We start from the raw sequence: 24598 nt of genomic DNA on the forward strand, positions 1-24598 counted from the left end.
ATGGAAAAGAATTGTTTAGATATTGAAACCTATAAAATCAGGTTGAATGAAAGAACTGATCTAGTTCTACCTGAACAATCCTATTACATCATCTTAGTTGTGAATACTAATCCGGTTTTACCTGAATGGCGCAATCAGCTGTGTGAACAGATTGTCCATTCAAGACTATGTATTCAAGCAATGGTTACAGGACATGAATGTTCTATTTGGGACGATGTTTTAGACGAGACTTATGTGGCTTTTTATAACAATGAACCGCCAATTGATACTTGTTTTATGACCACTTGGCATGAGAATGAAAGTTTAGATGAAATTATTGAGTTTGCAAAAATCGGTATGCAATTGGAAAGTATTTCAAAGTTAGTCATTGTACAGATTGAATAAAAGGTAAAAAGAATGAAACTTGCAGAAGCACTTTTACTTCGAAGCGATCAACAAAAAAAGCTCGCTTCATTAAAACAACGGATCAATGCCAATGTATTGGTACAAGATGGTGATGAACCGAGTGAAGATCCAACTGAACTGATCAAACAAGTATTTGCTTTAACCCAAGAAAGCAATCAATTGATTTGTCGTATTCATTTGACCAATGCGCAAGCAAAGTTGGAGGATGGAAAAATTCTGCTGTCCCTATTAAGCTTGCGTGATAGTTATGCTGAACAACATAAGATTCTCGTTGATGCGATTGCCAATACCCATCGTGAGCCTGATCGTTATAGCTCACGTGAGATCAAATGGCAGAAAGTCATCCCCGTTTCTAGCTTGCAAAAACAGGCGGATGATATCAGTGCAAAATTGCGTGACTTAAATATCAAAATTCAGGCTGCCAATTGGCAGATTGATTTAGTTGAATAGACAACAGATTTTGTGGATTTATTTCACAATACCAGTTTGAACATACTGGGCGAGTACAAGATCCTGCATTACTCCGATCTGAGGGATTGAAAATAATTCAGGCGGCTATGGCAGCATGTGAGCCGTGCATCAATCTTCACTGATTAGGCTCAGCACCATGTACCTAGCAAACCTTTGCCAAAAGCAAAGTCACGCGTTACTTCGCATTACCATGTACTGACAGTATGTTCATTAAATTAGAAAATAAGGAAAATAGACGTGAATAAAGCTTTGGCAAAGCTGCCAGCAACCATCCAAATTGATGGTTCACAAGGTGAAGGTGGCGGACAGATTTTAAGAACCGCCCTTGCCCTTTCAATGATTACAGGTCAAGCGTTTGAACTAATTAATATTCGGGCTGGACGTAAAAAATCAGGTCTGATGCGTCAGCATTTGGTCTGTGTACAGGCATCTCAACAGATCAGCCAAGCTTATATTGAAGGTGCTGAACTACATAGCCAACGTTTGTACTTTGCGCCACAACATGTACAAAGTGGAAAATACCAATTTCAAATCGGTTCGGCAGGAAGCACAACTCTCGTTTTGCAAACATTACTGCCTGCTTTACTCTTACAAAATCAAGCCAGTGAACTCACCATTTCAGGCGGTACACATAACCCACTTGCGCCAACGGCGGATTTTATTGAGCATTCTTTTTTGCCTTGCCTAAAAAAGCTAGGAATTGGTGTCGATTTTAAATTAAACAAAGCAGGCTTCTTCCCGATTGGTGCTGGAGAAATACAAGTCACCATTCAACCATGGCTAGACCGTGAAAAACTAGATTTATTAGATTCTGGCTCATTACAGACCATTGAGGCTTTTGCAGCGGTGCTGAATCTTTCAGAAGAAGCGCAAATTGCACAACGGGAACTAGCGACTTTAAATAAAAGGTTAGCACTCAATTCTCAGCAGCACTTTCATTTAAAGGGAATCAGCCAAGGCAATACCGTTTATGTCAAAGTTGAACATCAGCATCACACCCAACTGTTTACAGCCTTAGGTGAAATGCGTAAAAGTGCAGAACAAATTGCGAACAATTTAGCTGAGGACGTCAAATATTATCTAAAATCAAAAGCAGCCGTTGATGAGTATTTAGCAGATCAACTCTTGTTACCTTTAGCATTAGGTCAAGGCGGTCGTTTTACTGCTCAATGCATCAGTGAACATACTCGCACCCAAGCAGCAATGATTGAAAAATTTATTGATTGTAATATTGAGTTTATCGAGTTGGATAAAACGCTATTTCAAGTCAATGTACACGTTAAATAATGAAGATTAGAAATGAAAACACATACTCAAACAAGTAAATTCTTAAGTTTAATCCTAAGACATAAACCTGAGCAAATCGGGCTTCAACTCGATCAAGAGGGTTGGGCAAAGATTGATGAACTCATTGAAGCAGCACAGCAACACAATACATTTTTGGATGATGAATTAATCCAAACAATTGTGGCGCAATGTGACAAGAAGCGCTTTCAAATTTCAGACGATGGTTTAAATATTCGTGCAGTACAAGGTCATTCAACCCTTACAGTACAAAGAGAGATGATTGCACTAAAACCACCACAATATTTATATCATGGCACAGCGAGTCGATTTATAGATTCAATTCAGACGCAAGGCCTAATTGCGGGACAGCGTCATTATGTGCATCTCAGTGAACATAAAGAAACGGCACTCAATGTCGGTCAACGTTATGGAAAGCCCATTTTATTCCTGATCGACACGGTACAAATGTATAAAGACGGCTTTACGTTTCATCAAGCAGAAAATGGTGTATGGCTCATAACACATGTACCAACTCAATATTTATCACTGATTGATCAGACCAAGACAGGATCATTGGTCTGATCTCAGGATTAATTCGTTATTTCACACTTTCCAATGCAGTCACCAGTAACTTCCAGCATTTATCTACAGTATCTACTTTCACACGCTCACCTGGTGCATGCGCCCCTTGAATATCAGGACCAAACGACACCATCTGCAAATCAGGATAATGTTCCGCAATAATGCCACACTCCAAACCTGCATGAATCACTTTCAAGTTTGGCTCAATCTTAAATGCAGATTGATAAGCCTGTTGCAAACATTTCAATGCAGCCGAATCTGGATTCGGTGTCCAACCTGATACCAACGGCGTTAATTCAGATTGAATCTCAAAACTGGCAAAGTGCTGTTGAATCTTTTGAGCAAATATTACTGCTTCTTGATTCACCATCGAACGAACCATAATTAAGGTTTTCGCTTCGTCTTTGGTCAATTTGACCACACCAATATTATTCGAGGTTTCAACTACATCAGCTAAAGCACTACTCCACTTTGCAATCCCGTATGGACAACTTGCCAATGCTTGCAACCAAACTTGCTGTTGCTGCAATGTCATAACTTCATTTATCGGGTCAGCATTTTGCTGTAAGCTGATCTGTAGATGATCATCAATGTTCTGTAACTTTTGTTGCCATTCAGTTTGTGCCACAGCAACGGCATTTTCCAACTCGGGTAATCGTTCTGCTTGAATCGCAATGGTTGCCACGGCTTCACGCGGGATGGCATTTCTAGCTGATCCACCGAAAAACTCAACCAGTCGACCATTGGGTTGTGCCAAATAATCATTCAGAAAATTAGCTAGAATGACATTGGCATTGCCACGACCTAAATGAATATCAACACCTGAATGACCACCTTTCAAGCCTGATACCTGTAAATCTACAAAGATTAAATCACTTGGTGCTATTTCATATTCAAGTGACTGTCCCACTTCTAGGTCAATACTGCCTGCACAGCCAAGATACAGCTCACCCCATTCTTCGGTATCAATATTGAAAAGCCACTGTCCAGTTAACACGCCTGACTCGAGCAAACGAGCACCACTCATTCCTGCTTCTTCATCAATGGTTAGCAGAACTTCGATCGGCCCATGCTCGATATCACTGGATTCTAATACCGCCAGTGCAAGTGCAACGCCAATCCCATTATCTGCACCCAAGGTGGTATTTTCAGCAATCAACCAGCCGTCTTTTAAGACTGGTTGAATTGGGTCTTTAAAAAAATCATGCTGGGTACCACGATTGGCTTGTGTCACCATATCCAGATGACCTTGCAAAATCACACCTGCGACTTGTTCTTTACCCTTAGTTGCCGCTTTTCGAATAATTAGGTTACCAATCTCATCGACATAGGTTTCCAAATTGCGCTGTTCTGCCCAATCTTTTAAATGCTGTCTTAACCGTTGTTCATGTTTAGATGGTCGAGGAATTGTACATAAGGTCTCAAAATGCCACCAAACTACTTGTGGAGATAATTTAGAAAAATCGACCTGTATCATGTACCAATACTCTCAAATAAGGTGTTTAAACAAATATACACCATACGCCTAAATGGCGATGCTTAAATCACTTTATTTAAGATTTATTGGCTAAATCGTCTTAGCTTTTCCATACAAATTGAGAAAAGCTATGCTCTGCTTTTAAGCTATTTTCTACGGCTTGAGCCAACTGTCGGATAATACTTTGCGTTTCTATTCGTTCAAACCAAGCTTGTTCTTGCTGTGGATTGGCAGAGATTTCACAGAGAATATGACCTTCTGTTTCTTGTTGAGAGCATAAGATTGACAGAGGTAGTTGATGATTATCGATGCGTACTTCAATTTTTTCATGCTCATGACGAATATGTTCTGCATCAAAACCATAATGTTCTAATTGTTTATAGAGTAGCGCTGCAACATATTCTTGCGTGATATAGCATTCATTTGGTGGATGATCAATTACCCCATGTTTAGGGCAATCTGCTATAAATTGCAATGTTTTCATGGTATTCCCTCTATTTTTATGTTTTTAGCTGGATCGCAGCATAAAACCGACTCGTACGGTAAGAATTATTATATATACAATTGTCTTTAATTGATTAGCCGATTGTCTTACTTATTTTACTAAATTGATAAATTTAGACCTAATTAGATATGTACATGGCCAAACTCATCATTTTCATTATTTATAAGTTTTATATTTGCACCTAACAACTTATTTTTATGTATAAACAAATAAAAAATGCAGCATTTAGCTATTCTAAATACTGCATTTTTCGATTCGTTTACTGATTTACGACTTGTAAATCTAAACCTGCTGAGTTTGCTAGCTCAGTAAAAGTTGGAAAACTAGTTGCGACAGTTTCTGTACCATGAATGGTAATTTCACCGGAAGTACGCAAACCTGCGATACTAAAACTCATGGCAATACGATGGTCATGGTGAGATTCAATTTCCCCGCCAGCAAAGATTGCCGACCAGTCACCTGACTTGCCTTTACCTTCAATAATGATTCCATCTTCAGTCGGTGTACAGTCGATACCCATAATTTTCAAACCATCTGCCATCACTTGAATACGGTCAGACTCTTTGACACGCAGCTCAGCCGCACCTGTTAATACGGTTTGACCTTCTGCACATGCAGCCGCAATAAACAATGCTGGGAATTCATCAATTGCTAAAGGTACTTGATCTTCAGGCATATGAATGCCTTTTAATGTTCTTGAACCTTTGATATGAATATCTGCAATGGGTTCACCGCCTGCAATACGCTCATTTTCAACTGTTAAATCAGCGCCCATTTGCTTGAGAATTTCGATCACGCCAGTACGGGTTGGGTTGATGCCCACTGCCTCAAGGATCACATCGGCACCTTCAGTAATGGCCGCACCCACCATAAAGAATGCAGCAGATGAAATATCCGAAGGCACTTGAATATCTGTACCAACTAATTTACCACCACCCACAAGTGAGATTTTATTTCCTTCAGTTTTCACATCATAACCGAAAGCACGCAGCATACGTTCAGTGTGATCACGGGTCGGTTCAGGTTCCGTCACTGAAGTTTCACCAGCAGCCCATAAGCCTGCCAATAAAATGCCTGATTTCACTTGAGCAGATGCCATCGGTAAATCGTATTGAATCCCTTTAAGGGCTTGACTACCCGTGATACTCACTGGTGGCGTACCTTTCTCACCTGTAGTTTGGATTTGTGCACCCATTTCACGAAGTGGCTTAGCAATACGCTCCATTGGACGTTTCGACAATGACGCATCACCCGTCATCACTGAATCAAATTTTTGTGCAGACAACATACCTGATAGCAAACGCATACTAGTACCAGAGTTACCCATATACAACGCGCTCGCTGGTGCTTTTAAGCCTTGCATACCCACGCCATGAATCGTGACTTCACCATTCTTAGGCCCTTCGATGCTCACACCCATATCACGGAAAGCCTGTAAAGTTGCGAGTGCATCTTCACCTTCCAAAAAGCCTGTCACATGGGTTGTGCCTTCTGCAATCGCACCAAACATGATTGAGCGATGTGACACAGACTTATCACCTGGTACGGTGAATTTACCTGTAAATGTTTTCTTTCCGGGCAAAATGGTAAATTGCTGTGTCACCTTGTTTTTCTCCATCAAAGGTTTTTTGGCTAACATATGATTAAAATGTTGGCGTGCGGCTTGCGCGTGTCCAAGTAGACCCATCAATGCTTGCGAGTCTTCCTGTTCAATCAATTTCTTTAAAACTGACAATTGCTGTTCAAAGCCATCAACAGCGTTCAGAATTGCAGTTTTATTGGCAAAGAAAATATCATGCCACATCTGTGGATCACTGGCTGCAATACGCGAGAAGTCACGAAAACCTCCTGCAGCATAGCGGAAAATATCTAAATTATCTTCACGATTTGCCAGTTGCTCAACTAAATTAAATGCCATCAAATGTGGTAAATGACTGGTATGGGCAAGCACTTCATCATGCTTGGTGACATCCATACAAATCACTTCTGCTTTCGCAGCTGACCAAAGCTGAATCAACTTTGCAACCGCCCAATCCGCACTACTTGGAAGTGGTGTCAAAATCACTTTATGATTGGCAAATAAATCAACTTTACCCGCATGTACACCTGTATGTTCTGCACCTGCAATCGGATGACCGGGTACAAAACCGATTGGTAAATTTTCACCAAATACGGCTTTAGCAGCTGCAACCACATTGCCTTTGGTACTGCCCACATCGGTAATAATGACATTGTCTGCAAGATAAGGCTTGATCTGTTCAAGCACTTTTTGCGTTGCACGAACAGGTAAGGCTAAAACAATTAAATCAGCATCCTGAACTGCTTCTTCTGGCGTTGCATAACCGTGTTGAATAAGACCGAGTGCCTTGGCATCTTCTAATGTTTTTTTTGAGCGTGTTGAAGCCACAATTTGAGATGCAAGTTGTTCTACCACAATCACACGGGCAAGACTCGACCCAATCAGCCCAAGCCCAATAAATGCAACTTTCTTAAATAATGGTTGAGACATAAAACATATTTGCCTATGTAAAAATCTCCCCTTACCCCTTTTTTAAAAGAGGGGAAACTCCTCCCTTTTTAAAGGGAGGCTGGGAGGGATTCAAAATACAATAAATAGACCTATAAAACAGCGATTGGATATGAGCCGAGGACACGTAACTCTTTCACCATTGGACGGATTTCTTCCAATGCCGCCGCAACATTTTCCTGACCGATATGTCCTTCTAAATCGATAAAGAACACATAAGCCCATTTTTCAGGTAAGGCTGGACGTGTTTCAATACTGGTCAAACTGATTTTATGCTTGGCAAATGGCGCAAGAATCTCCAACAAAGCACCTGCACGGTCATGGGCAGAGATCAACAGAGAGGTTTTATCATTACCACTTTGAGGAATCTTCTCACGACCAATCACAAGGAAACGAGTGGTATTTTCAGGATTATCTTCGATATTGCTGTGTAAAATCTCAAGATTGTACATGCTTGCAGCAATATCAGAGGCTATCGCAGCAGAATGCCATTCATTACGAATACGGCGCGCCGCTTCTGCATTTGAATTCAACGCGACACGCTCAACTCCTGGATAATGAGCATCTAACCATTTACGGCATTGTGCCAAGGTTTGCTGATGTGCATAAATCTGCTTAATACTGTCTTTACGTGTATTTTCAGATACAAGGAATTGATGATGAATACGCAGTTCAACTTCACCAATCACATTCACTGTCGATGATTTAAAGCAATCGAGGGTATGGTTCACAATCCCTTCTGATGAATTCTCTACGGGAACGACACCATAATGTGCGCTGCCTGCTTCAACTTCACGGAACACTTCATCAATAGTTGGCAATGGACGTACAACGGCATCTTTACCAAAATGCTTTAACACAGCTGAATGGGTATAAGTGCCTTCAGGTCCGAGGAATGCAATGCTTTGTGGTGCTTCAAGCGCCAAACATGCTGACATAATTTCACGGAATAAACGTGCCATGGTTGCATCAGACAAAGGTCCTTGATTACGTTCCATCACTTTACGTAATACTTGAGCTTCACGTTCAGGACGATAAAACAATGGATTGTCTTCAGCTGCAAACTTAGCCTTCGCTACAGCTTCAGCTAAAGAAGCTCGACGGTTTAATAATTCTTGAATTTGTTGATCAACACTATCAATATCATCGCGAATTTGTTCTAAATTAAGTGAAGTCGATGTGTTTTGTCCATCGTTTACCATTGAATGCAGCCTCAGCAAAATCATCTATAAGAATGGATTACAATTCATCTGTGAATTGATTATCCGAGCTAGTATAACAACACTTTAAGCTATTAAACACGCTGAGTTTTAACTCTTTTTATTACCAAACTTTATTGATAATGATTTTCATTATATATTGCTAATAAAATTTTAATGCTTCAGAATAAATCATGATTAAACAATTTGGTATTTTGACTTTTTCTCTGCTCATTGGCACACCATTGTCTTTTGCACAACCAACGAGTACCAGTACAAACAAGCCGCCGTTAAAAGCACAAACCAATATTCAGCAAAGCTTTGAAATAAGCTCAAAATACACCCAACATGATTATTTGATTCAGATCTCTGTTCCTGCTAGTGAAACTCCAAGTGAAGGTTTCCCAGTGCTTTATGTACTCGATGGTAATGCCACATTTGATAGCGCTGCCAATATTGCTAAGTCACTAGGTGGCGGTGCCAATCGTCTTGGCTTAAGTCCTGTCGCCATTGTGGCGATTGGATATCCAAAACAAAGTACTTTTGACGTAGAAAAGCGAGCTTTAGACTACACGCCTAAAGCATCAGCCGAATTTCAAAAACAAGCCAAGTACAGTTATGGTGGTGCAGACCAATTTATTCAATTTATAGAGAAAGAACTCAAGCCTGCCATTCAGACCAAAATTCAAATCAATACACGGCAACAAAGCTTATTTGGTCATTCTTTTGGTGGGCTATTCGTTTTGCATACCTTTATGACACATCCAGAAACTTTTCAGCGTTATATCGCCGCTAGTCCTTCACTTTGGTTTGATAATTATGCGTTGCTCAATCAGCAGGTAGATTGGTTAAATAACAAAGCCAATACAATGCAAAATACATTGCTTATGGCAACAGTTGGGACACATGAGCGACGTAAAGAAACGCAATCAAATGAAGACTCAACGCAAATGCAGTATGATTTTTATCAAAATTTTAATAAACAACGTTCAGAAAAATTTTTATTTTGGAAGTTTCAACATCCAGCAGAGCAGCATTTAACTAATCTCTATGCCAGTTTACCCAAAGCGATTATGTTGGCAGGCTGTATAGATCATAAAAGTTGTTCCGCATTATTTGATGAGCCAGTCACCCCTTGATCTTAAAAACATCACTACAAATAAAAAGACTGAATCAAATTTCTTGATTCAGTCTGAAAATCATTTGCTAAATAGAGATGTTTTTTGTGCTTAAGCTTTACCAATCAATCCACGTGCAACGATTTCTTTCATAATTTCATTCGTTCCACCATAAATACGTTGGATACGAGCATCAACAAAGAAACGTGAGATCGGATATTCAGTCATATAACCATAACCACCGAATAATTGAAGTAAATTATCCGATACTTTCATTTGCATATCGGTACTAAAGCTCTTTAATGCCGCTGCGGTTTCTACATCCAACTTACCTTCATTATACAAAGCAACGTTTTGGTTATAAAAAGCTGCTGTTGCTAATTCATCAATTTTTGCTTGAGCCAATACAAAACGTGTATTTTGAAATTGAGCAATTGCTTGACCAAATGCTTGGCGTTCTTTTACATAAGCAGTTGCTAAATCAATTGCACCACGGATTGCACCTAGAGCAGTTGAAGCAATTGCAGTACGTTCACGAGGTAATTCTTGCATTAAATAAGCAAAGCCAGAACCCGCATTCCCCAATAATTGGTCTTTAGGTACTTTGACATTATCAAAGAACAATTCAGATGTATCTTGTGAATGTAGGCCAATCTTATCGAGGTTAGTTCCCTTCTTGAAACCATCCAAATGTGTGTCAACTAACATCAAAGACACACCTTTTGCACGTGCTTGAGGATCAGTTTTAACTGCTAGAACGACAACGTCAGCATGCTGACCATTTGAAATAAAGGTTTTTGAACCGTTTAACACATAATGATCATCTTGCAAAATTGCATTAGTACGCATTGCCTGTAAATCAGAACCAGCTCCTGGCTCAGTCATACCAATCGCACCAACAACTTCGCCAGAAACCATTTTTGGCAACCAGTACTGCTTTTGTTCTTCAGTTCCGATATGTTGAATATACGGTGCCGCAATTTCAGAATGACAAGAAATCGCTGTTGATAATGCGCAATAACCAGCACGTGCAGATTCTTCAACTAACATTAATGAATAATGGGTTGGTACACCATAACCACCATATTCTTCTGGTACATCTACACAGAGAAAGCCATTTTCACCCAATGAAGACCAAACTGAACGTGGCATAATGCCTTCGCGTTCCCACTGATCATAATGAGGTGCAATTTGCTCGCTCATAAAACGTTTAAAGTTATCACGGAAGAGTTCCAAATCTGCATCGTAAGCTAACATCTTTAATTTCCTTTCGCTTTCATTGTTTTTAAAAATTCGATTTGCAGCCATGCTAATGATTTTTAGATTGGATGTCATGTTCCGTTTACATCAAATCACTAGACTGATTCGGTCAATAATTTTGTTTGCACTCGGCATATGCAAACGCTAATTGTTTATTGATTAGACAGCTCCTCATATTTTTTACGCTAAATACGTCACTTTTATGTCATATTCCTTTTATTGTTGGCGAAGATTTCCATACGATCATGAATACAAAACGAAATATTTATAAAACTGTAGAACATCCCTTTGCTCAGTATGTTCGTATCTTGGGTAAAGGGAAAACAGGTTCTCGTTCGCTCAGTTATGAAGAAGCCTATCAAGCATTTAGCATGATTTTAAAAGATGAAGTCTTGGATGTTCAGTTGGGTGCATTCTTAATGCTTTTACGTGTTAAGGAAGAATCTGTCGATGAATTGGCTGGTTTTGTTCAAGCCACACGTGATCAACTCAATTTTCAGCCACTTGATGTCGATCTTGATTGGTCATCTTATGCAGGCAAACGTAAACATTATCCTTGGTTCTTATTGGCGGCATTAACACTAGCGCATTATGGCTATAGAATTGTGATGCATGGCGCATCGGGTCATACCATTAACCGTGTTTATACTGAACAAGTTTTACAATACTTAGGCTATTCGATTTGTCAAAATCAACAGGATGTCCGTGAACAACTTGAACAGCACCATTTTGCTTATCTACCACTTGAAGCCATTTCACCAATTTTAAGTGAATTGATCTCGCTAAGAAATGTGATGGGACTACGCTCTCCAATCCATACTCTGGCACGCTTAATTAATCCATTTAATGCCAAAGCGACCTTACAAGCGATCTTCCACCCTGCTTATCGAACCTCACATCAACAAACGGCTTTTCGATTGGGCTATCAAAATAGTGCGGTAATTAAAGGTGAAGGTGGTGAGTTTGAACGAAATCCTGATGCCAAAACCTTAATTTGTGGAATTAAAAATAGTGAGCTATATGAACATGAGCTACCAAAATTAACACCTGACCGTAGCCCGATTGAAGAAGAGCTTGATCTTGCAGTATTTAAAGCAGTGTGGCTTGGTGAGCAAGCACATGAGTATGGTGAAATAGCTGTGATTGAAACAATGGGAATTGCTTTATATACGATAGGTGCTGTGAATAGTTATGATGAAGCGATGAAGAAAGCAAAAGCACTTTGGGACAATCGTTTTAAGTAGATATAGTCACTTAAATACTAAGTCTTAACTTGTTTGATGTTGCACTCTAGAAAGAGTGCAACAAGGAAATATAAAATGGTTTCTTTTACAAGTGAAGGTTCACTATTTTCAATAGAAAACAAAAAGTTTGTTTTAGAACCATATTTTAATTTTAGATAAATCAAAAGACATATCTATAGTAAATCTGTTAAAAATAACATACACTCATGGAATGAGTTATTCAGAACATTTTAGAAAGAAAGTATTAGCTAAGCTTGAAGAAGGATATTCTATTCGAGCTGTTGCTGCTCAATTTGAAATTGATAAAAATACGATTGTCCAATGGAAGAAACGTATAGAGATCAAAAGAACTCGTCCACGTAAACCTTCTAAAATCGATAATGATCCTAGCCAAAATAATGGACAGCATGTCCCTCTAAAGATAACGTAACTTCAATCTTTGGAGATCCAAGAAATGGCTAAACGTTTTAGTCCGGAATTTAAACAGCAAGCAATTGATCATGCACTTTCAAACTCCCACGAGCCTATAGCTGCAATCGCCCATAAATTAGGTGTGGGTTATTCAACCTTAGATAAATGGATTCGTGAAGCCAATCCAGTAGGTTCAAGCAAACGTCAACTTTCTCCTGAACAACAGCGGATATTGGAATTAGAAAAAGAAGTCAAACAGCTCAAGGAAGCCAATGACATCTTAAAAAAAGCGCATGTGTACTTTCTGACAGATCATGCCAAGAAAAGTACACGGTAATTCAAGATATGGATGTGAATGAAGTCACTGTGTCTTCTGTCTGTAAATGCCTAGATGTCAGCACTTCAGGCTATTATGCCTGGCGAAAACGCCAGACCAATACAGCGCAGAAATACAATGATTTAAAAGTTGTATATTGGCAGCATCATGCGCGCTTGGGTGCACCGTCATTGGTACATGACATGCGTGATTTAGGTTATCGCATGAGCGAACGTACCGTTGGAAGGATGCTAAAAAAGCTTGGTTTACGTAGTAGGATTGCACGTAAATACAAGCATACGACTGATTCAAACCATCGTTTGTCTACAGCATCAAATTTGTTGGATCGCCAATTTACAGTTACTCAGCCTAATAAAGTTTGGACAACGGATATTACCTATATCCGAACTAAAGAAGGCTGGCTGTATTTATGTGTGATGCTAGATCTATTCAGCCGTCGTATTGTGGGTTGGCAAACCAGCCATCGAATAGACCGCCAATTGGTGTGTGATGCGTTTAATTATGCAATGGCTCGTCAGGGTTATCCAACGGGTGTCATGGTGCATTCGGATCAAGGTAGTCAGTACTGTAGTCGTGATTTTAGGGCGCTATTATTGACGAATAACTGTATTCAAAGCATGTCTAGACGAGGAAACTGTTGGGACAATGCAGTGACCGAAAGCTTCTTCCATACCCTGAAGGGGCATGTAGTACATGGCAGTGTATTTTCTACGAGAAAAGAGGCAAATGCTATCTTGTTTGAGTATATTGAAGTTTACTACAATCGAATCAGAAGGCATTCTGCAAATGGCTGGTTAAGTCCAGAAGCCTTTGAACAGAAATATTTCAAGAATTTAGAGGGATCGGTTGTCCACGATACTGTCTAGGATCATATGCCACAGATAGAATAATATAATAAATTAGGCTTTAAATAATATTTCTAAGTATAGGAAGCCACATATATTCATGGATTTTCCTCTCCTAATAGATAGGTATTTTATTTATGGAGAGGATATATCTTTAAAAACTCAAAATAATGGCTATATAAATTGAAAAAATTGTTCATCATAGCATACTGAAGAATAGAAATATTTTTTTGTGCTACACGTGAATAATTTTAGTATTGATTAGATCTCTTTCATAAATCAAAAAACGACCAGATTTTTGATTAATATTTATGATCAAATTTTCTTTGTATTCGTGCATAATTTGTAGATGAAATATATCGATTCAAAGAAGCTTTCTGAAACACAGTTTAAGCGATATACAGGTATCGCATGGTCAACCTTTTATTTAATGGTTGAGCAATGGCGCAAGCAAGTTCCAGCTAAAGGCAGACCACCCAAGTTAAGTGTGGAGGATCAGGTTCTGCTCTGTCTGAGCTATTGGCGTGAATACCGAACATTGTTCCATGTCGCAACAAGTTATGGTGTGTCAGAGCCCACTGCTTCAAGAATTGTACGCCATGTAGAGGACTGCTTAATCAAGTCCAATCGATTTAATTTACCGAAGAAATTGCCTGAGGGCGAAGGCATTGACTGGAGTGTGGTGATCGTAGATGCCACAGAAGTTCCAATACAAAGGCCTAAAAAAACAGAAGAAAAGCTATAGTGGCAAGAAAAAGGCACATACTTTCAAAGTTCAGGCCATCATTCATTATAAAACTCAGAAAATTCTGAGTTTATGTACCAGTCATGGTGCTGTACATGATTTCGAACTCTTCAAACGTAACTTGAATCAGATTCCTGTAGGTGCCTTTATTCTTGCAGATAAAGGCTATCAAGGGATTTACGCAGTGTATCCGAATAGCCTATTACCACTCAAAGCAAAAAAGCGCAGTAAACTAGATCCTGAGCTGAAAATCTATAATCAGGAAATTAATAAAAGGAGAATTGGAATTGAGCATGTATTTGGCAGTTTAAAAACCTTCAAAATTCTTGCTGAGCGATATCGTAATCGAGGAAAAAGACTAGGATTAAGATTCAATCTAATTGCTGGAATCTACAATTTGGAACTAAGTAAAAAATGACTTATGAAAGATGTCTATTATATAATTAAAAACAAATACCTGCCTAACAATATAACACTACAGATGAAGTTTGAAAAAATTTTTATTAGAACACAACTTATGGAGTTAGGCTTTATAAATGAAGAAACTCCCATTATATTCACTGGCCGATATAAATATACAGACTCAAAAGATTACATAACATTAACTACTATCAGAGTTTATAAGAGAGATATGAGCAAACAAAAGACCATATGTAATCATATAAATCTAAAAAGAACTTCTATACCCCACTACATTAACTTTAATTCAAGTGTACATAATAAGAAAGTATATTTTATAGGAAAAGTTATTTTATATGAACATTATGGTTACCTTCGTGCGGGCATTCAACTAGTCGATAAGGCCGATGAAATTATTATGTGGTTTGCCGACTCTCAATTAAACTTTAATAAGTTAACATATCAATAATGTGTTAATTTTCTAAAGAATGGTAATACATTTCTGCATACCATTCAAAAATTAGCTTTATTTTCCTGAAATAACAATTTATTAAAATTTAATAGAAAGTATTTAAGGCTTCAACCTATAGTAATTTTAGATAAAATTTGATTCTGTTCTTGTAACAATGGAATCATCTGCTCCAAGTCCCTTATTGATGCACGAGTATAACCAACTTTATTCAAGACAAGAAAATCTTTCTCAATTCTTTGATATTCCTTATGGATTTCAAAAGCTTTTAGTAAGGCTGGGTTAATTTCAAAAGAAGGATAAGTAATTTCTTGCAATTGCTGTTTTTTGAGGAGTATCGTATTCTCTAAATTATCAATTATACTCATAATTCTAGTAGCTTGAATTAGATTTTTAGATTTTAAAGCTTTAGCACGCTTAGATTCATATCGCATAATCTCTTGTTGAATCTTATTAATTTCTATATTAAGTTTCTCATCTGGACGTGGTCCCTTTTTTTCTGCCTCATGAACTAATATAGGTTCTTGCACTAATCGTAATAATGGAGTCCGTTTATCTAACAGGCTTTGAACTTCAACTAACATACAAACTCTTTGCTCTTCATATTGGAGAGCGTTTCGACAAACCTGTAACATTTTTTCGAGTAATGCATTATATATTTCACATTTTTCATCTTTCATGATGAGATTTTTGAAATTAACAAATATTTCTGCTAACGACCTCAATTCAGAATTATCTTGTTTAGAAACCAAACCCTCACCTAAAATAATATCAAATTGAAGATGTATATAATCATAAAAATCTTGATAGTTCCTCTTGCTAAGTTCACCAGTATCTAAATATTGAAGTATATGGGCTTCTAATAGAGTAAGTACATCTATCAAATTGTCTTTTTTAAATTGTTCTTTTAGATCAATATTTCTCGATATTTTACTCCCCCCACTTTCCATGTTTAAAATACTACTTTCAATCAAACTGCTGATCTCATTTGGGAAAAAATGCATTTTCAAGATCAATAAATCTTGTAGGGATTCCGCTGCATCATATAAACGCTGCATAATTACGGGTAAAGCGACCCCTGTATACCCTTGGTAAACACCCAACCAGGTATCAAAATTGTTTGGTAATCGATTCTCTAGGATGAATTTTTCAATGCTTAATATACTACGGCTATCCAAAGTACATTCCTGAAAAATCTTTTGTTGCCATGTTAAATCAGAAGGTTTCTTATTAGGCAAATCATTCAAATAAACTTCTTTTAACTTTTTTTTATTTTTGTTTTTTAAATTTACCGTAAAACCATTGCTCCAAGCTGTTTCATTGGCATTTTCATAATATGCACATACTATAACTTTCTGTTGCATTTTTTCAATATCACTAATCACACGATTAGGATCAAAATATCTAAGAGCACGCTCCCCTAGCCTTTTAGGAATAAGTTTGATTTCTCGATGGTTAATTTCATAAACTAATTCACCATTAAGATTACTTATTATAAATCCCATAAATTCGAAATCATCTTCAAGATGACATAATTTTCGTTCTGATTCAGTATCAAATACTAAATTATTCAGCACTTCAAAAACATATTTCATTATTTTACACCCTAAAAGAATATAAATTTATTAAATAACTTTTAGCCATTCATCAAGGCTAATATTTAGGCGTTTTAAAACATTTCTAACATAAACCGCATTGTACTCAACCATTTTTCCATGGTGACCAAGTCGGTATACCCGACCTTCATGTGCAACTCGGCTGACATTTATTTCACTACCTTTTCCTTCGGTTATTTTTACATCAAAATACTTTTCCAGCAGTTTAAAAAAATGCGTTGATTTGATAGTCGAGTTAAAATAGGTCTTAATTTTTTTGAATGGTTGTTCCATCACCTGGGATACTGGATCATCATGTTCTAACAATTGCACATAATTGTTTTCTTTAAACTGATCTAAAGTGTGGTTCAAAACCAAAATTTCTAAATCTTGGCGATCATAATTCACTTCATCATTTGATGTATTTTCGTGTATTTCTAAACTAACCCCATGGTTTATTTCTTTTTTTAATTTTTCGGCAGTCTGAGCATATTGCTCTATAAACCGATTATGAAAAATGGAAAGTAAATATAAAGTAAAGTCATGGATATGAGAGTGAATGACTCTGTCATAATTAAAAGTATTCAACCAAGGGGTTTCTACTAAAGAAATAGAACCATCCCAATTTACTCGCAAAATTAATAAATAACTGGCGTCTATTCGGGATTTTTTTTCACTTTGTTCCACCATATCCTCATAGCCACGTCCACCGATACAGATTCGGCCTAAAGAGTCATTGATTGTTTCCCATTGCCATAATGCATAGAGATCAGTAAATTCATGCTTATCTAGGTAAAGAGTAAAATCCAAAGGAAGAATACTATCTTTTGCTTTATAGTTTTTAACCAATAAACGACACATTTCACGCATATCTTCAGCCAAAATCTGAATATGTCGTTGGTAATCATTTAAGGTGTTATAATAGCTATCTGCCAAAAAAAGTTTAGAGTGATTGATCTTATAGCTATCAAGATATTGACTATTCAATATCTCATTCACAACTTCCTTTGTTCCAAGAAAAGAATCAGTCTGATCCTTATAGTCAAATTTTTCATATGGTGCGATATTCAATAAAGCGTGTTCAGCATTAGGATAACTTAGAATTACATCTCGAACCCTTAGAAAACTTAATGAAAAATCCAGTTTATCAGGTATTAATTTGTAATTTGATTCAGCCTGGACTAAAGGTATTCCTCCTAAAATTCCAAAATTTAGCTGGTGCCATTTTATTGACTTGAAAAACAAGTTCAATATTCCAATTATTACTGAAGGTTTGTTAAATTTGCTAAATGTTTCCATAATATATGAGTCTAAGGCTTTAGTAAATTCAATATTCAAATGATTAAATGCACGCATCATATTCTCTTTGTCACGTGGCAGTTTTGGTGGCAGATATATTCCAAAAAATATATTTTTTGTAATTTTATATGCAAGCTGAAATAGGCGTGATTTCAGATTGAAAAGTGTCTCCCTTCTTGCCAGCAAACTAAGAGAAATTTTAATATTCAACCCTTCAACCGAGTTATTGAGATTAATTACATTTTTCATCAAACTTAATAGTTCAGCCTTACATTCTTCATTTAAAAATGTATAAAACTTATGTTTCTTTAGAATGTAAGATTCATCAAAATGAGATGTTTTCAATAAAAATGAAGAAAAAATATGCCGTGATATTAATGGACTCATTTCGATCTTTTTACTTTTGTAATATCGAAGTGTATTAATGCTATTAATTACAGTATTACACGCTTCATCGAAATCAAAGTCGACAATTTTCTCCCATTGCTCACATTCCCGCGCAAAATCTCTCTGAGTTATCTTTTCTAACTTTCTATATTCATTATGATCTATTAATTCTTCAGCATATATCTGCTCTAAAGTCTTTACGTAGAAATCATAAAGCTGATGATCACTTACATTATCATCGCACATCTTCGACCAATGAGTATAAGACTCCTCTGGTATTTCTGTCAGAGATATCTGTGAAGAATAACACGGCGTAAAATCAGTTCTTAACTCCGTAATACATTGCGCTTCATTCAGTAGAGCATTAAACTTTTCACAGGCAATTTGAAGATAAGTTACTTTTTGGGCCAAATCTAAATCTTCATTCTGACCAACTAAATAACCAGCTTTCAAGATTATCAATCCTGCTCTCTGCAAGTAATTATCACTATAATTATTTAGTAAGTATTCTTTTCCAGTTCGATATACGCATTCAACTTCAATAATTCCGTCAAAAATTTGTTGAGGTTCTACATCAGAATTCAGCAAATTTTTCCATTTTTCAGCACACTCTGACGCCAGTTTTAAAGATATTTTATGGATATTGTTAAAATCATTCACATCTCCATAACGTTCCACATGAGCCTTTAATTTACGTTGTTCATCTTTTTTATTGATATTCAGTTGTTCTTCCAAATATCTACTTTTCTGGATCTCCCTCAATGTATGTTCTTTTTGGCGTAAGTCATTCAACATGGCTATCGGATATTTTTTTTGAAAGCTTTCAATTTTTAATTGTATATCTGAGAGCTCCAACTTAATCTCTTGAATCTTTTTAAGGCATAGATCGTATTTACTACCTTTCAGACCCGGTAGTCTTTTTTCTGCTTTTTCTAATTCATTATTTAATTTATTTTTTTCGATGAAAATGTTTTTTTGATAATTATCAATTTGCTTAAGTTGTCCAGAAATTAACTCTAATTCTGCATCTGGGTTAGAAAAATACATTCATATATCCATTTTTAATAATTTAATTGATTTTTACTAAATTTAAGTGCTGCGTAAAGAAGAATTGGTCCTACTTAAGTCGTATCCTTTAGATTTTATTTCAACGTTTAATCCAATTGACGTATCATACATTTCAAATATACTAATTATCATAGTTTCAATGTAAAATTAAACACTTACATAATCTTATTTTTACTACAGTAAGCGAAAGAATAGCCCCTCTCTCTGCTTTTCATGCAGCATATACTTTTTATTATCCAATAAAAAGGGGGGGGGGAAATGTTTGAGTTTTTATGCACAGGATTTTAATGAGCACCGAAGTTTCAGCAGCAACATCAGGTTTAATCTGGGGAATGCCGGATGAGAAAAAAAGAGTTTTTCTAGATAAATCGTGGAAAAGGCTGGCAACAACAGCACCAAATATTTTCAAACGCTATCAGTCTTGTGACGATCCCGTCCTTGCTTTTTTACGGGATTTTTTTCCATCATCCTCGCAATCCTATACCTCTTTTTTATCAAATGTCGCACTCAAAAATTGGCGTAACAAAGCGAATATCGCCTTTCGAATTCCCAATCATCCTCTATTCAGCGCCCTACTCCCGGACAATTCCTGTATTAGCGTAACTGTACACTGCTCTACAGATAGCTACTATCCGCTAAGTTTTCCGAGCAATATTTTTCTAACTCATAATGATGCCCAAGCAACTAGCTATGAGCATAAAATTGACCTTTATTCTACTGAGTCCAGTATTGGTCAGCGTACTAAATTAAAAAATGTCATCAGTACAAGTCTGGTTGAGCAAATGCCTGCGGTTTCTCTAGAAGCCTATAACAAATTAAAATTATGGGAAAACTTTCAGGACTTTAAAGAAAATCTGATCATTGAGAAAGCAGTTGGCCTAAAATATATCGATTTAAGAATAGATTTTAAAAACTCTGTTTTAAAAGCACTAGTTGTAGCAGAAAATAAAGAACAACTAATCCGTATGCGTAAGGCACTCGCGCGAAAAACAATTTTCCTTTCTAATATCAGTCTGTCTGCAGATGCCTGGAGTTTTCGACTTGCTGAAAGTAATGGTAGCTATTTCGACAAAAAAACCCATGAAATGGTGGAATTCGGACAATTGAAAGGACGGTTAGATACCAAAGTCATTATCCCTTTGGCTGATACCGTCGGTTATGTTCGATATTTACAAGAAACACCTGAACAATGGATACAACCTGTCACAACCTGGGTTGATATTGAGCTATCAGATGAATGGATTAAGAAACTGGATGAACCGTACCGGGTTTGTCGGAGACTTTTTTATTTAAGTTAGGCCACCTGACCTAACGGGTTAATCTTATCATAGTACATTGCTTCAAACTCAAAAGGTGATACATAACCCAGTGCACTGTGTACACGCTCTTTATTGAACCAATCTACCCAGTTTAGTGTCGCAAGTTGTACATCCGCTAAACCTTGCCAATCCGCTTTTAAATATTCAATCACCTCTGTTTTGTATAAGCCATTCACCGTTTCAGCCAAAGCATTATCGTATGAATCACCAGTCGTACCGACTGATGCTCGTAAATTTGCTGCTTCTAAACGATGGGTATAACGAATGGAAAGATATTGCACACCTCTGTCGGAATGATGAATCACATTCTTTGGCATGCCTCGATCATGCAATGCTTGCTCTAATGCATCGAGCACCATATCGGTATTCATTCGTGTAGATACTTTCCAGCCAACAATTGCTCGTGAGAACACATCAATAATAAAGGCGGTATAGACCCAGCCTGAATGAGTTTGAATATACGTAAAGTCACTGACCCACAGTTGGTCAGGATGATCAGCAGTAAAATTACGTTTCACTAAATCATCTGCTCGTTTTTGGTCATCTCGGCTACGGGTGGTTTGTTTGTTCTTACCTCGCCAAACACCTTGTATACCTAGTTTTTTCATTAATCGAGCAACAGTACAGCGTGCAATAATATAGCCTTCACGTTTCAGTTTTTGCCAGACTTTACGTACACCATACCGACCTGAACTTTCCTTCCAAATTCGTTTAATCTCCTCAGCATGATGCAAGTCATGTAAATCTCGCTTTGCTCGATGTTCTGGATTTTCGCAGAGATCTAGAGTCCGGTAATAGGTTGAGGGTGCGATCGGTAAAATTCTACAAATCGCCTCGACTCCGTACAGCTCTTTATTATTATGGATAAAATCCACCATTATTTGTGTGGGCGGTCGAGCTCCGCCTGGGCGAAAAAAGCGGCTGCTTTACGTAGAATTTCATTGGCACGTTTTAATTCTTTAATTTCACGTTCCATTTGCTTCATTTTTTCTTGGTCAGATATCTGTTGTACTTTGGCAGGATTTAGTTGATCCATATGCTTTAAATACCAAACACGCAATGTTTCAGGAGTACAACCGATTTTAGGCGCAATAGCTGTGATTGCTGCCCAAGTAGAAGGATAATCTTTTTCAGATTCAATTAGTAATTGAACCGCTCTTTCTCTAATTTCGGGGGTATAGTTTGGTTTTTTCATCGGAATAGTCTCTCAGAATATTGAGTCTCCGACAAACCCGGTACGGTTCATCTTGTTACTGATATTTAAAGCTTAACAGGAGGGGTAGACAGGTGATGTCGTTGCAAATAGAACAATGGAAAAAAGAATCAAATAATAGCTTTCATTGGGATATGGCATGATTTTTATGGATAACGACATCACCTGTCTATCTATACAGATACCATAGATATAGGAAAATTTACTTTTGGAAAGAACGAATGGCAGATAACGAAAATGAACACGTCAAACTAGCACAACGGATCACCGATATGCTGTGTCAGCTTAACGAAGGCAAAGCACTCGATACCAAACAACTTGCAGAACACTATGGCGTAAGTAAACGCACCATCCAACGTGATATTAATGAGCGTTTAATGGTGGCATTGCCCATGCTTGGACTGAATGAGAAAGGACTTTATGCCCTCCCCGATAATTATTTAGGGCAGTTGAATGATGATGACATTCGTCATTTTTCCATGCTTTCAGGTGTTTCTGATTTATTCCCAAATATGGATAGACAATTCCTACGCCGTATCTTGAATGAAAATGCAAAATCTGTGTATGAAAGCAAAGGACAATTTAATGAAGATGGTACAAAGTTCAAAGCCTTGTTTGAACGGCTTGAACCTGCAATTCTAAATCGTCACAAAATCACACTGTATTATAAAGGTGGTTATCATCTACTTGAACCATACAAACTGATTAATCATCGTAGCTGTTGGTATTTGGCAGCAGTCAAAGATGAGAAGTTGAAAGCCTACCGTCTGAGCTTTGCCAAAGACGTTGTTGTTCACAGCGATCAACCCATGTTCCAACATAGCAAAGAAATATTGACTCAATTAGAAGCAGAAGAAAGTATCTGGTTTGGACAGGACAAACAGGAAGCAATTCTAACCATCAGTCCACAAGTTGCAGATCATTTTAGACAACGAAGTCTGTTACCGCTCCAACAGATTGTCAAAGAAATGGATAATGGTGCTTTGCTCATCAGTAGTCAGTATGTCAGTTCACTACAGCTTCTTTCACTAATTCGTTACTGGATGCCACATATTCATGTGGTCAGTCCTGACAGCTTGCAAAGCGAATTGATGGATGGGCTAAAGGCATATATCAACTAATACAAGACTGAATGGCAAAGCTGGCAGATATGTTCTCTACAAGCAAAACTCCCCCACGCCATTCAGCAATTTCCCCTAGAACTCCTGCCCCAAACGAGGAATCCAAGCAATCTCACAATTCCCCCATACACATCATGTTTTCCCATGCGTTTTACGATGCGATGACATCAAAAGCATGGATTCATCGACACGCCTAAATCGCATGGCAAGACAAAATGCTTGGAAAACGATCTGGGGGTAAATCATAGAATATATGTAGGCACTGTGTAGGCAATCAGACAGATAGACCATCGGATTATCGAACCGATAGACCACATTGCGGTCTATAAAAAGCAGTGAGAAACACAATCAATAGGCACTAAAAAACCTCATAACTCAAATAGTTACGAGGTTTGATATATGGTGGGCCCAGACAGACTTGAACTGTCGACCAACGGATTATGAGTCCGCTGCTCTAACCAACTGAGCTATAGGCCCTAAACTTTGATCATATACTCGATATGAAAAATGCGACTAGATCTTAGTTAAATTTAACTTAAATTACAAGCAGATGATTTTATCAAATTACTAAAATAATGTTAAAAATCATAAACTGAGCTGATTCTATATGATCTTTACGGCTTGAGTAAAGATCATATAGCACTATTTTGATCATTAATAAGACATCTAAATTTATTTTGATCTGGTATTTTCGGATATGTATTTTCCTGAAAAGTCGTATTACACTGTTGCGACTCAAAACCTACGATGATAAACATGAGAAAAATTTTAGGAAAATCTATTTTTAAAGCAACGGGTTGGGAATACAAGGTTGATCCAACCATTTTAGAAAAGAAACAAGTCATTATTGGATTTGAGCATACCTCAAACCTAGATACCATCCTTTCTCTGGCTTTATTTGAAATTTTAGAATTAAAAATACATACACTGATAAAAAAAGAACTATTCAAAGGTCCTCTCAAGCCTATTTTAGAAAAACTTGGTGGTATTCCTGTCGATCGTAAAGCAAATAAAGATATCGTGACTCAAATGGTTGATCTATTTAATCAAAATGACCATTTTAATCTGGTGATTGCACCCGAAGCCACACGCGCTAAAGATGGTGAAGCACGCAAACCAATTCGTACAGGCTTCTGGCATATAGCAAAAGCAGCCAATGTACCCATCATCTTGATGTATGCAAATGCCAGAACCAAACAAGGCGGCATTTTAGGTAAAATTTACCCTACTGATCTGCAACAGGATTTAGAAAAAATCAAAGCACTATATGCCGAATATGATATTGATGTAAAAATTAACTAAATCGTCTGAACTA

Annotated in this window: 21 protein-coding genes, 1 tRNA gene, 1 pseudogene and 1 other annotated feature; of the genes and pseudogenes, 14 read left to right on the forward strand and 9 right to left on the reverse strand. The window is 37.3% G+C overall.

All coding sequences use genetic code 11. The features are described 5' to 3' along the window. The 4 genes from ACN19N_RS08960 (at position 1) to ACN19N_RS08975 (ending at position 2745) form a co-directional block, all read left to right on the forward strand. A complete protein-coding gene (locus ACN19N_RS08960; protein WP_420001150.1) occupies positions 1 to 384 on the forward strand; it encodes a DUF7684 family protein in 384 nt (127 codons plus the stop codon). A gap of 12 nt (positions 385 to 396) precedes the next feature. Next, positions 397 to 855, forward strand: coding sequence for a DIP1984 family protein (locus ACN19N_RS08965; RefSeq protein WP_420001151.1), 459 nt, complete (start codon positions 397 to 399; stop codon positions 853 to 855). A gap of 258 nt (positions 856 to 1113) precedes the next feature. Further along, entirely contained in the window at positions 1114 to 2163 is a 1050-nt protein-coding gene (rtcA, locus tag ACN19N_RS08970) for an RNA 3'-terminal phosphate cyclase (RefSeq protein ID WP_420001152.1), read from the forward strand. A 12-nt stretch (positions 2164 to 2175) separates the two neighbouring features. Further along, on the forward strand, positions 2176 to 2745 hold the full coding sequence (locus ACN19N_RS08975) for an RNA 2'-phosphotransferase (RefSeq protein ID WP_420001153.1): 570 nt from the start codon (positions 2176 to 2178) through the stop codon (positions 2743 to 2745). Between the two features lie 16 nt (positions 2746 to 2761). Here the strand turns inward: ACN19N_RS08975 and ACN19N_RS08980 are convergent, their stop codons facing one another. The 4 genes from ACN19N_RS08980 to pheA all read right to left on the reverse strand — a co-directional run bounded on the left by ACN19N_RS08980 (position 2762) and on the right by pheA (position 8456). Then, positions 2762 to 4222, reverse strand: coding sequence for an aminoacyl-histidine dipeptidase (locus ACN19N_RS08980; protein ID WP_420001154.1), 1461 nt, complete (start codon positions 4220 to 4222; stop codon positions 2762 to 2764). A gap of 100 nt (positions 4223 to 4322) precedes the next feature. Then, a complete protein-coding gene (locus tag ACN19N_RS08985; protein WP_005215912.1) occupies positions 4323 to 4706 on the reverse strand; it encodes a hypothetical protein in 384 nt (127 codons plus the stop codon). Positions 4707 to 4986: 280 nt separating this feature from the next. Beyond that, positions 4987 to 7236, reverse strand: coding sequence for a bifunctional prephenate dehydrogenase/3-phosphoshikimate 1-carboxyvinyltransferase (locus ACN19N_RS08990; protein ID WP_420001155.1), 2250 nt, complete (start codon positions 7234 to 7236; stop codon positions 4987 to 4989). A gap of 110 nt (positions 7237 to 7346) precedes the next feature. Beyond that, positions 7347 to 8456 (reverse strand): prephenate dehydratase, encoded by a 1110-nt coding sequence (gene pheA / locus ACN19N_RS08995; protein ID WP_269230244.1) that lies wholly within the window; start codon positions 8454 to 8456, stop codon positions 7347 to 7349. A gap of 191 nt (positions 8457 to 8647) precedes the next feature. On the opposite strand from pheA, the gene ACN19N_RS09000 reads away from it, so the two are divergent. After that, on the forward strand, positions 8648 to 9592 hold the full coding sequence (locus ACN19N_RS09000) for an alpha/beta hydrolase (protein ID WP_420001156.1): 945 nt from the start codon (positions 8648 to 8650) through the stop codon (positions 9590 to 9592). A gap of 90 nt (positions 9593 to 9682) precedes the next feature. Here ACN19N_RS09000 and ACN19N_RS09005 read toward each other — a convergent pair whose 3' ends face one another. Beyond that, the gene (locus ACN19N_RS09005; protein ID WP_269239684.1) at positions 9683 to 10828 is read right to left on the reverse strand and encodes an acyl-CoA dehydrogenase family protein; all 1146 of its coding nucleotides are present in this window, start codon (positions 10826 to 10828) and stop codon (positions 9683 to 9685) included. 248 nt (positions 10829 to 11076) lie between these two features. On the opposite strand from ACN19N_RS09005, the gene ACN19N_RS09010 reads away from it, so the two are divergent. The 6 genes and pseudogenes from ACN19N_RS09010 (at position 11077) to ACN19N_RS09035 (ending at position 15281) form a co-directional block, all read left to right on the forward strand. Then, entirely contained in the window at positions 11077 to 12075 is a 999-nt protein-coding gene (locus tag ACN19N_RS09010; RefSeq protein WP_420001157.1) for a glycosyl transferase family protein, read from the forward strand. 211 nt (positions 12076 to 12286) lie between these two features. Then, a pseudogene (locus ACN19N_RS09015) lies at positions 12287 to 12490 on the forward strand (helix-turn-helix domain-containing protein); the annotation flags it as partial. 39 nt (positions 12491 to 12529) lie between these two features. Beyond that, positions 12530 to 13689, forward strand: a protein-coding gene (locus ACN19N_RS09020; protein ID WP_420001054.1) for an IS3 family transposase whose coding sequence is annotated in 2 segments (ribosomal slippage) — positions 12530 to 12764 and positions 12764 to 13689 — 1161 coding nt in all. Because the reading frame shifts where the segments join, the coding sequence is not laid out codon by codon here. A 328-nt stretch (positions 13690 to 14017) separates the two neighbouring features. Continuing rightward, positions 14018 to 14413, forward strand: a complete 396-nt coding sequence (locus tag ACN19N_RS09025; RefSeq protein ID WP_420001158.1) for a transposase family protein — start codon at positions 14018 to 14020, stop codon at positions 14411 to 14413. After that, positions 14361 to 14831 (forward strand): transposase family protein, encoded by a 471-nt coding sequence (locus ACN19N_RS09030; RefSeq protein WP_420001159.1) that lies wholly within the window; start codon positions 14361 to 14363, stop codon positions 14829 to 14831. The genes ACN19N_RS09025 and ACN19N_RS09030 overlap by 53 nt, the downstream gene beginning before the upstream one ends. A 3-nt stretch (positions 14832 to 14834) precedes the next feature. Next, positions 14835 to 15281 (forward strand): hypothetical protein, encoded by a 447-nt coding sequence (locus ACN19N_RS09035; RefSeq protein WP_420001160.1) that lies wholly within the window; start codon positions 14835 to 14837, stop codon positions 15279 to 15281. A 110-nt stretch (positions 15282 to 15391) separates the two neighbouring features. Here the strand turns inward: ACN19N_RS09035 and ACN19N_RS09040 are convergent, their stop codons facing one another. After that, the gene (locus tag ACN19N_RS09040; RefSeq protein ID WP_420001161.1) at positions 15392 to 16876 is read right to left on the reverse strand and encodes a hypothetical protein; all 1485 of its coding nucleotides are present in this window, start codon (positions 16874 to 16876) and stop codon (positions 15392 to 15394) included. 30 nt (positions 16877 to 16906) lie between these two features. Continuing rightward, positions 16907 to 19609, reverse strand: a complete 2703-nt coding sequence (locus ACN19N_RS09045) for a hypothetical protein (RefSeq protein ID WP_420001162.1) — start codon at positions 19607 to 19609, stop codon at positions 16907 to 16909. A 308-nt stretch (positions 19610 to 19917) separates the two neighbouring features. Here ACN19N_RS09045 and ACN19N_RS09050 point away from each other — a divergent pair, with 308 nt between their 5' ends. After that, positions 19918 to 20928, forward strand: coding sequence for a hypothetical protein (locus ACN19N_RS09050; RefSeq protein ID WP_420001163.1), 1011 nt, complete (start codon positions 19918 to 19920; stop codon positions 20926 to 20928). Here the strand turns inward: ACN19N_RS09050 and ACN19N_RS09055 are convergent. Continuing rightward, a protein-coding gene (locus ACN19N_RS09055; protein WP_178318367.1) for an IS3 family transposase occupies positions 20925 to 22144 on the reverse strand; the annotation gives its coding sequence in 2 pieces (ribosomal slippage) (positions 20925 to 21868 and positions 21868 to 22144; 1221 coding nt in all). The two genes, ACN19N_RS09050 and ACN19N_RS09055, sit on opposite strands and share 4 nt — an antisense overlap. After that, positions 21753 to 21869 (reverse strand) — a sequence feature (AL1L pseudoknot). It overlaps the preceding gene by 117 nt. A 239-nt stretch (positions 22145 to 22383) precedes the next feature. Between ACN19N_RS09055 and ACN19N_RS09060 the strand changes: the two genes are divergently transcribed. After that, entirely contained in the window at positions 22384 to 23283 is a 900-nt protein-coding gene (locus ACN19N_RS09060) for a helix-turn-helix transcriptional regulator (RefSeq protein ID WP_269238084.1), read from the forward strand. Between the two features lie 400 nt (positions 23284 to 23683). On the opposite strand, the gene ACN19N_RS09065 is transcribed toward ACN19N_RS09060, so the two are convergent. After that, a tRNA-Ile gene (locus ACN19N_RS09065) sits at positions 23684 to 23760 on the reverse strand. 279 nt (positions 23761 to 24039) lie between these two features. Between ACN19N_RS09065 and ACN19N_RS09070 the strand changes: the two genes are divergently transcribed. Further along, positions 24040 to 24585 carry a 1-acyl-sn-glycerol-3-phosphate acyltransferase gene (locus tag ACN19N_RS09070; protein WP_269230124.1) on the forward strand — a complete coding sequence of 182 codons (546 nt, stop codon included), beginning with the start codon at positions 24040 to 24042 and terminating at the stop codon, positions 24583 to 24585. Positions 24586 to 24598: the final 13 nt, after the last annotated feature.

The sequence above is a fragment of the Acinetobacter sp. LF10 genome (assembly GCF_048585715.1).
Lineage (GTDB): Bacteria > Pseudomonadota > Gammaproteobacteria > Pseudomonadales > Moraxellaceae > Acinetobacter.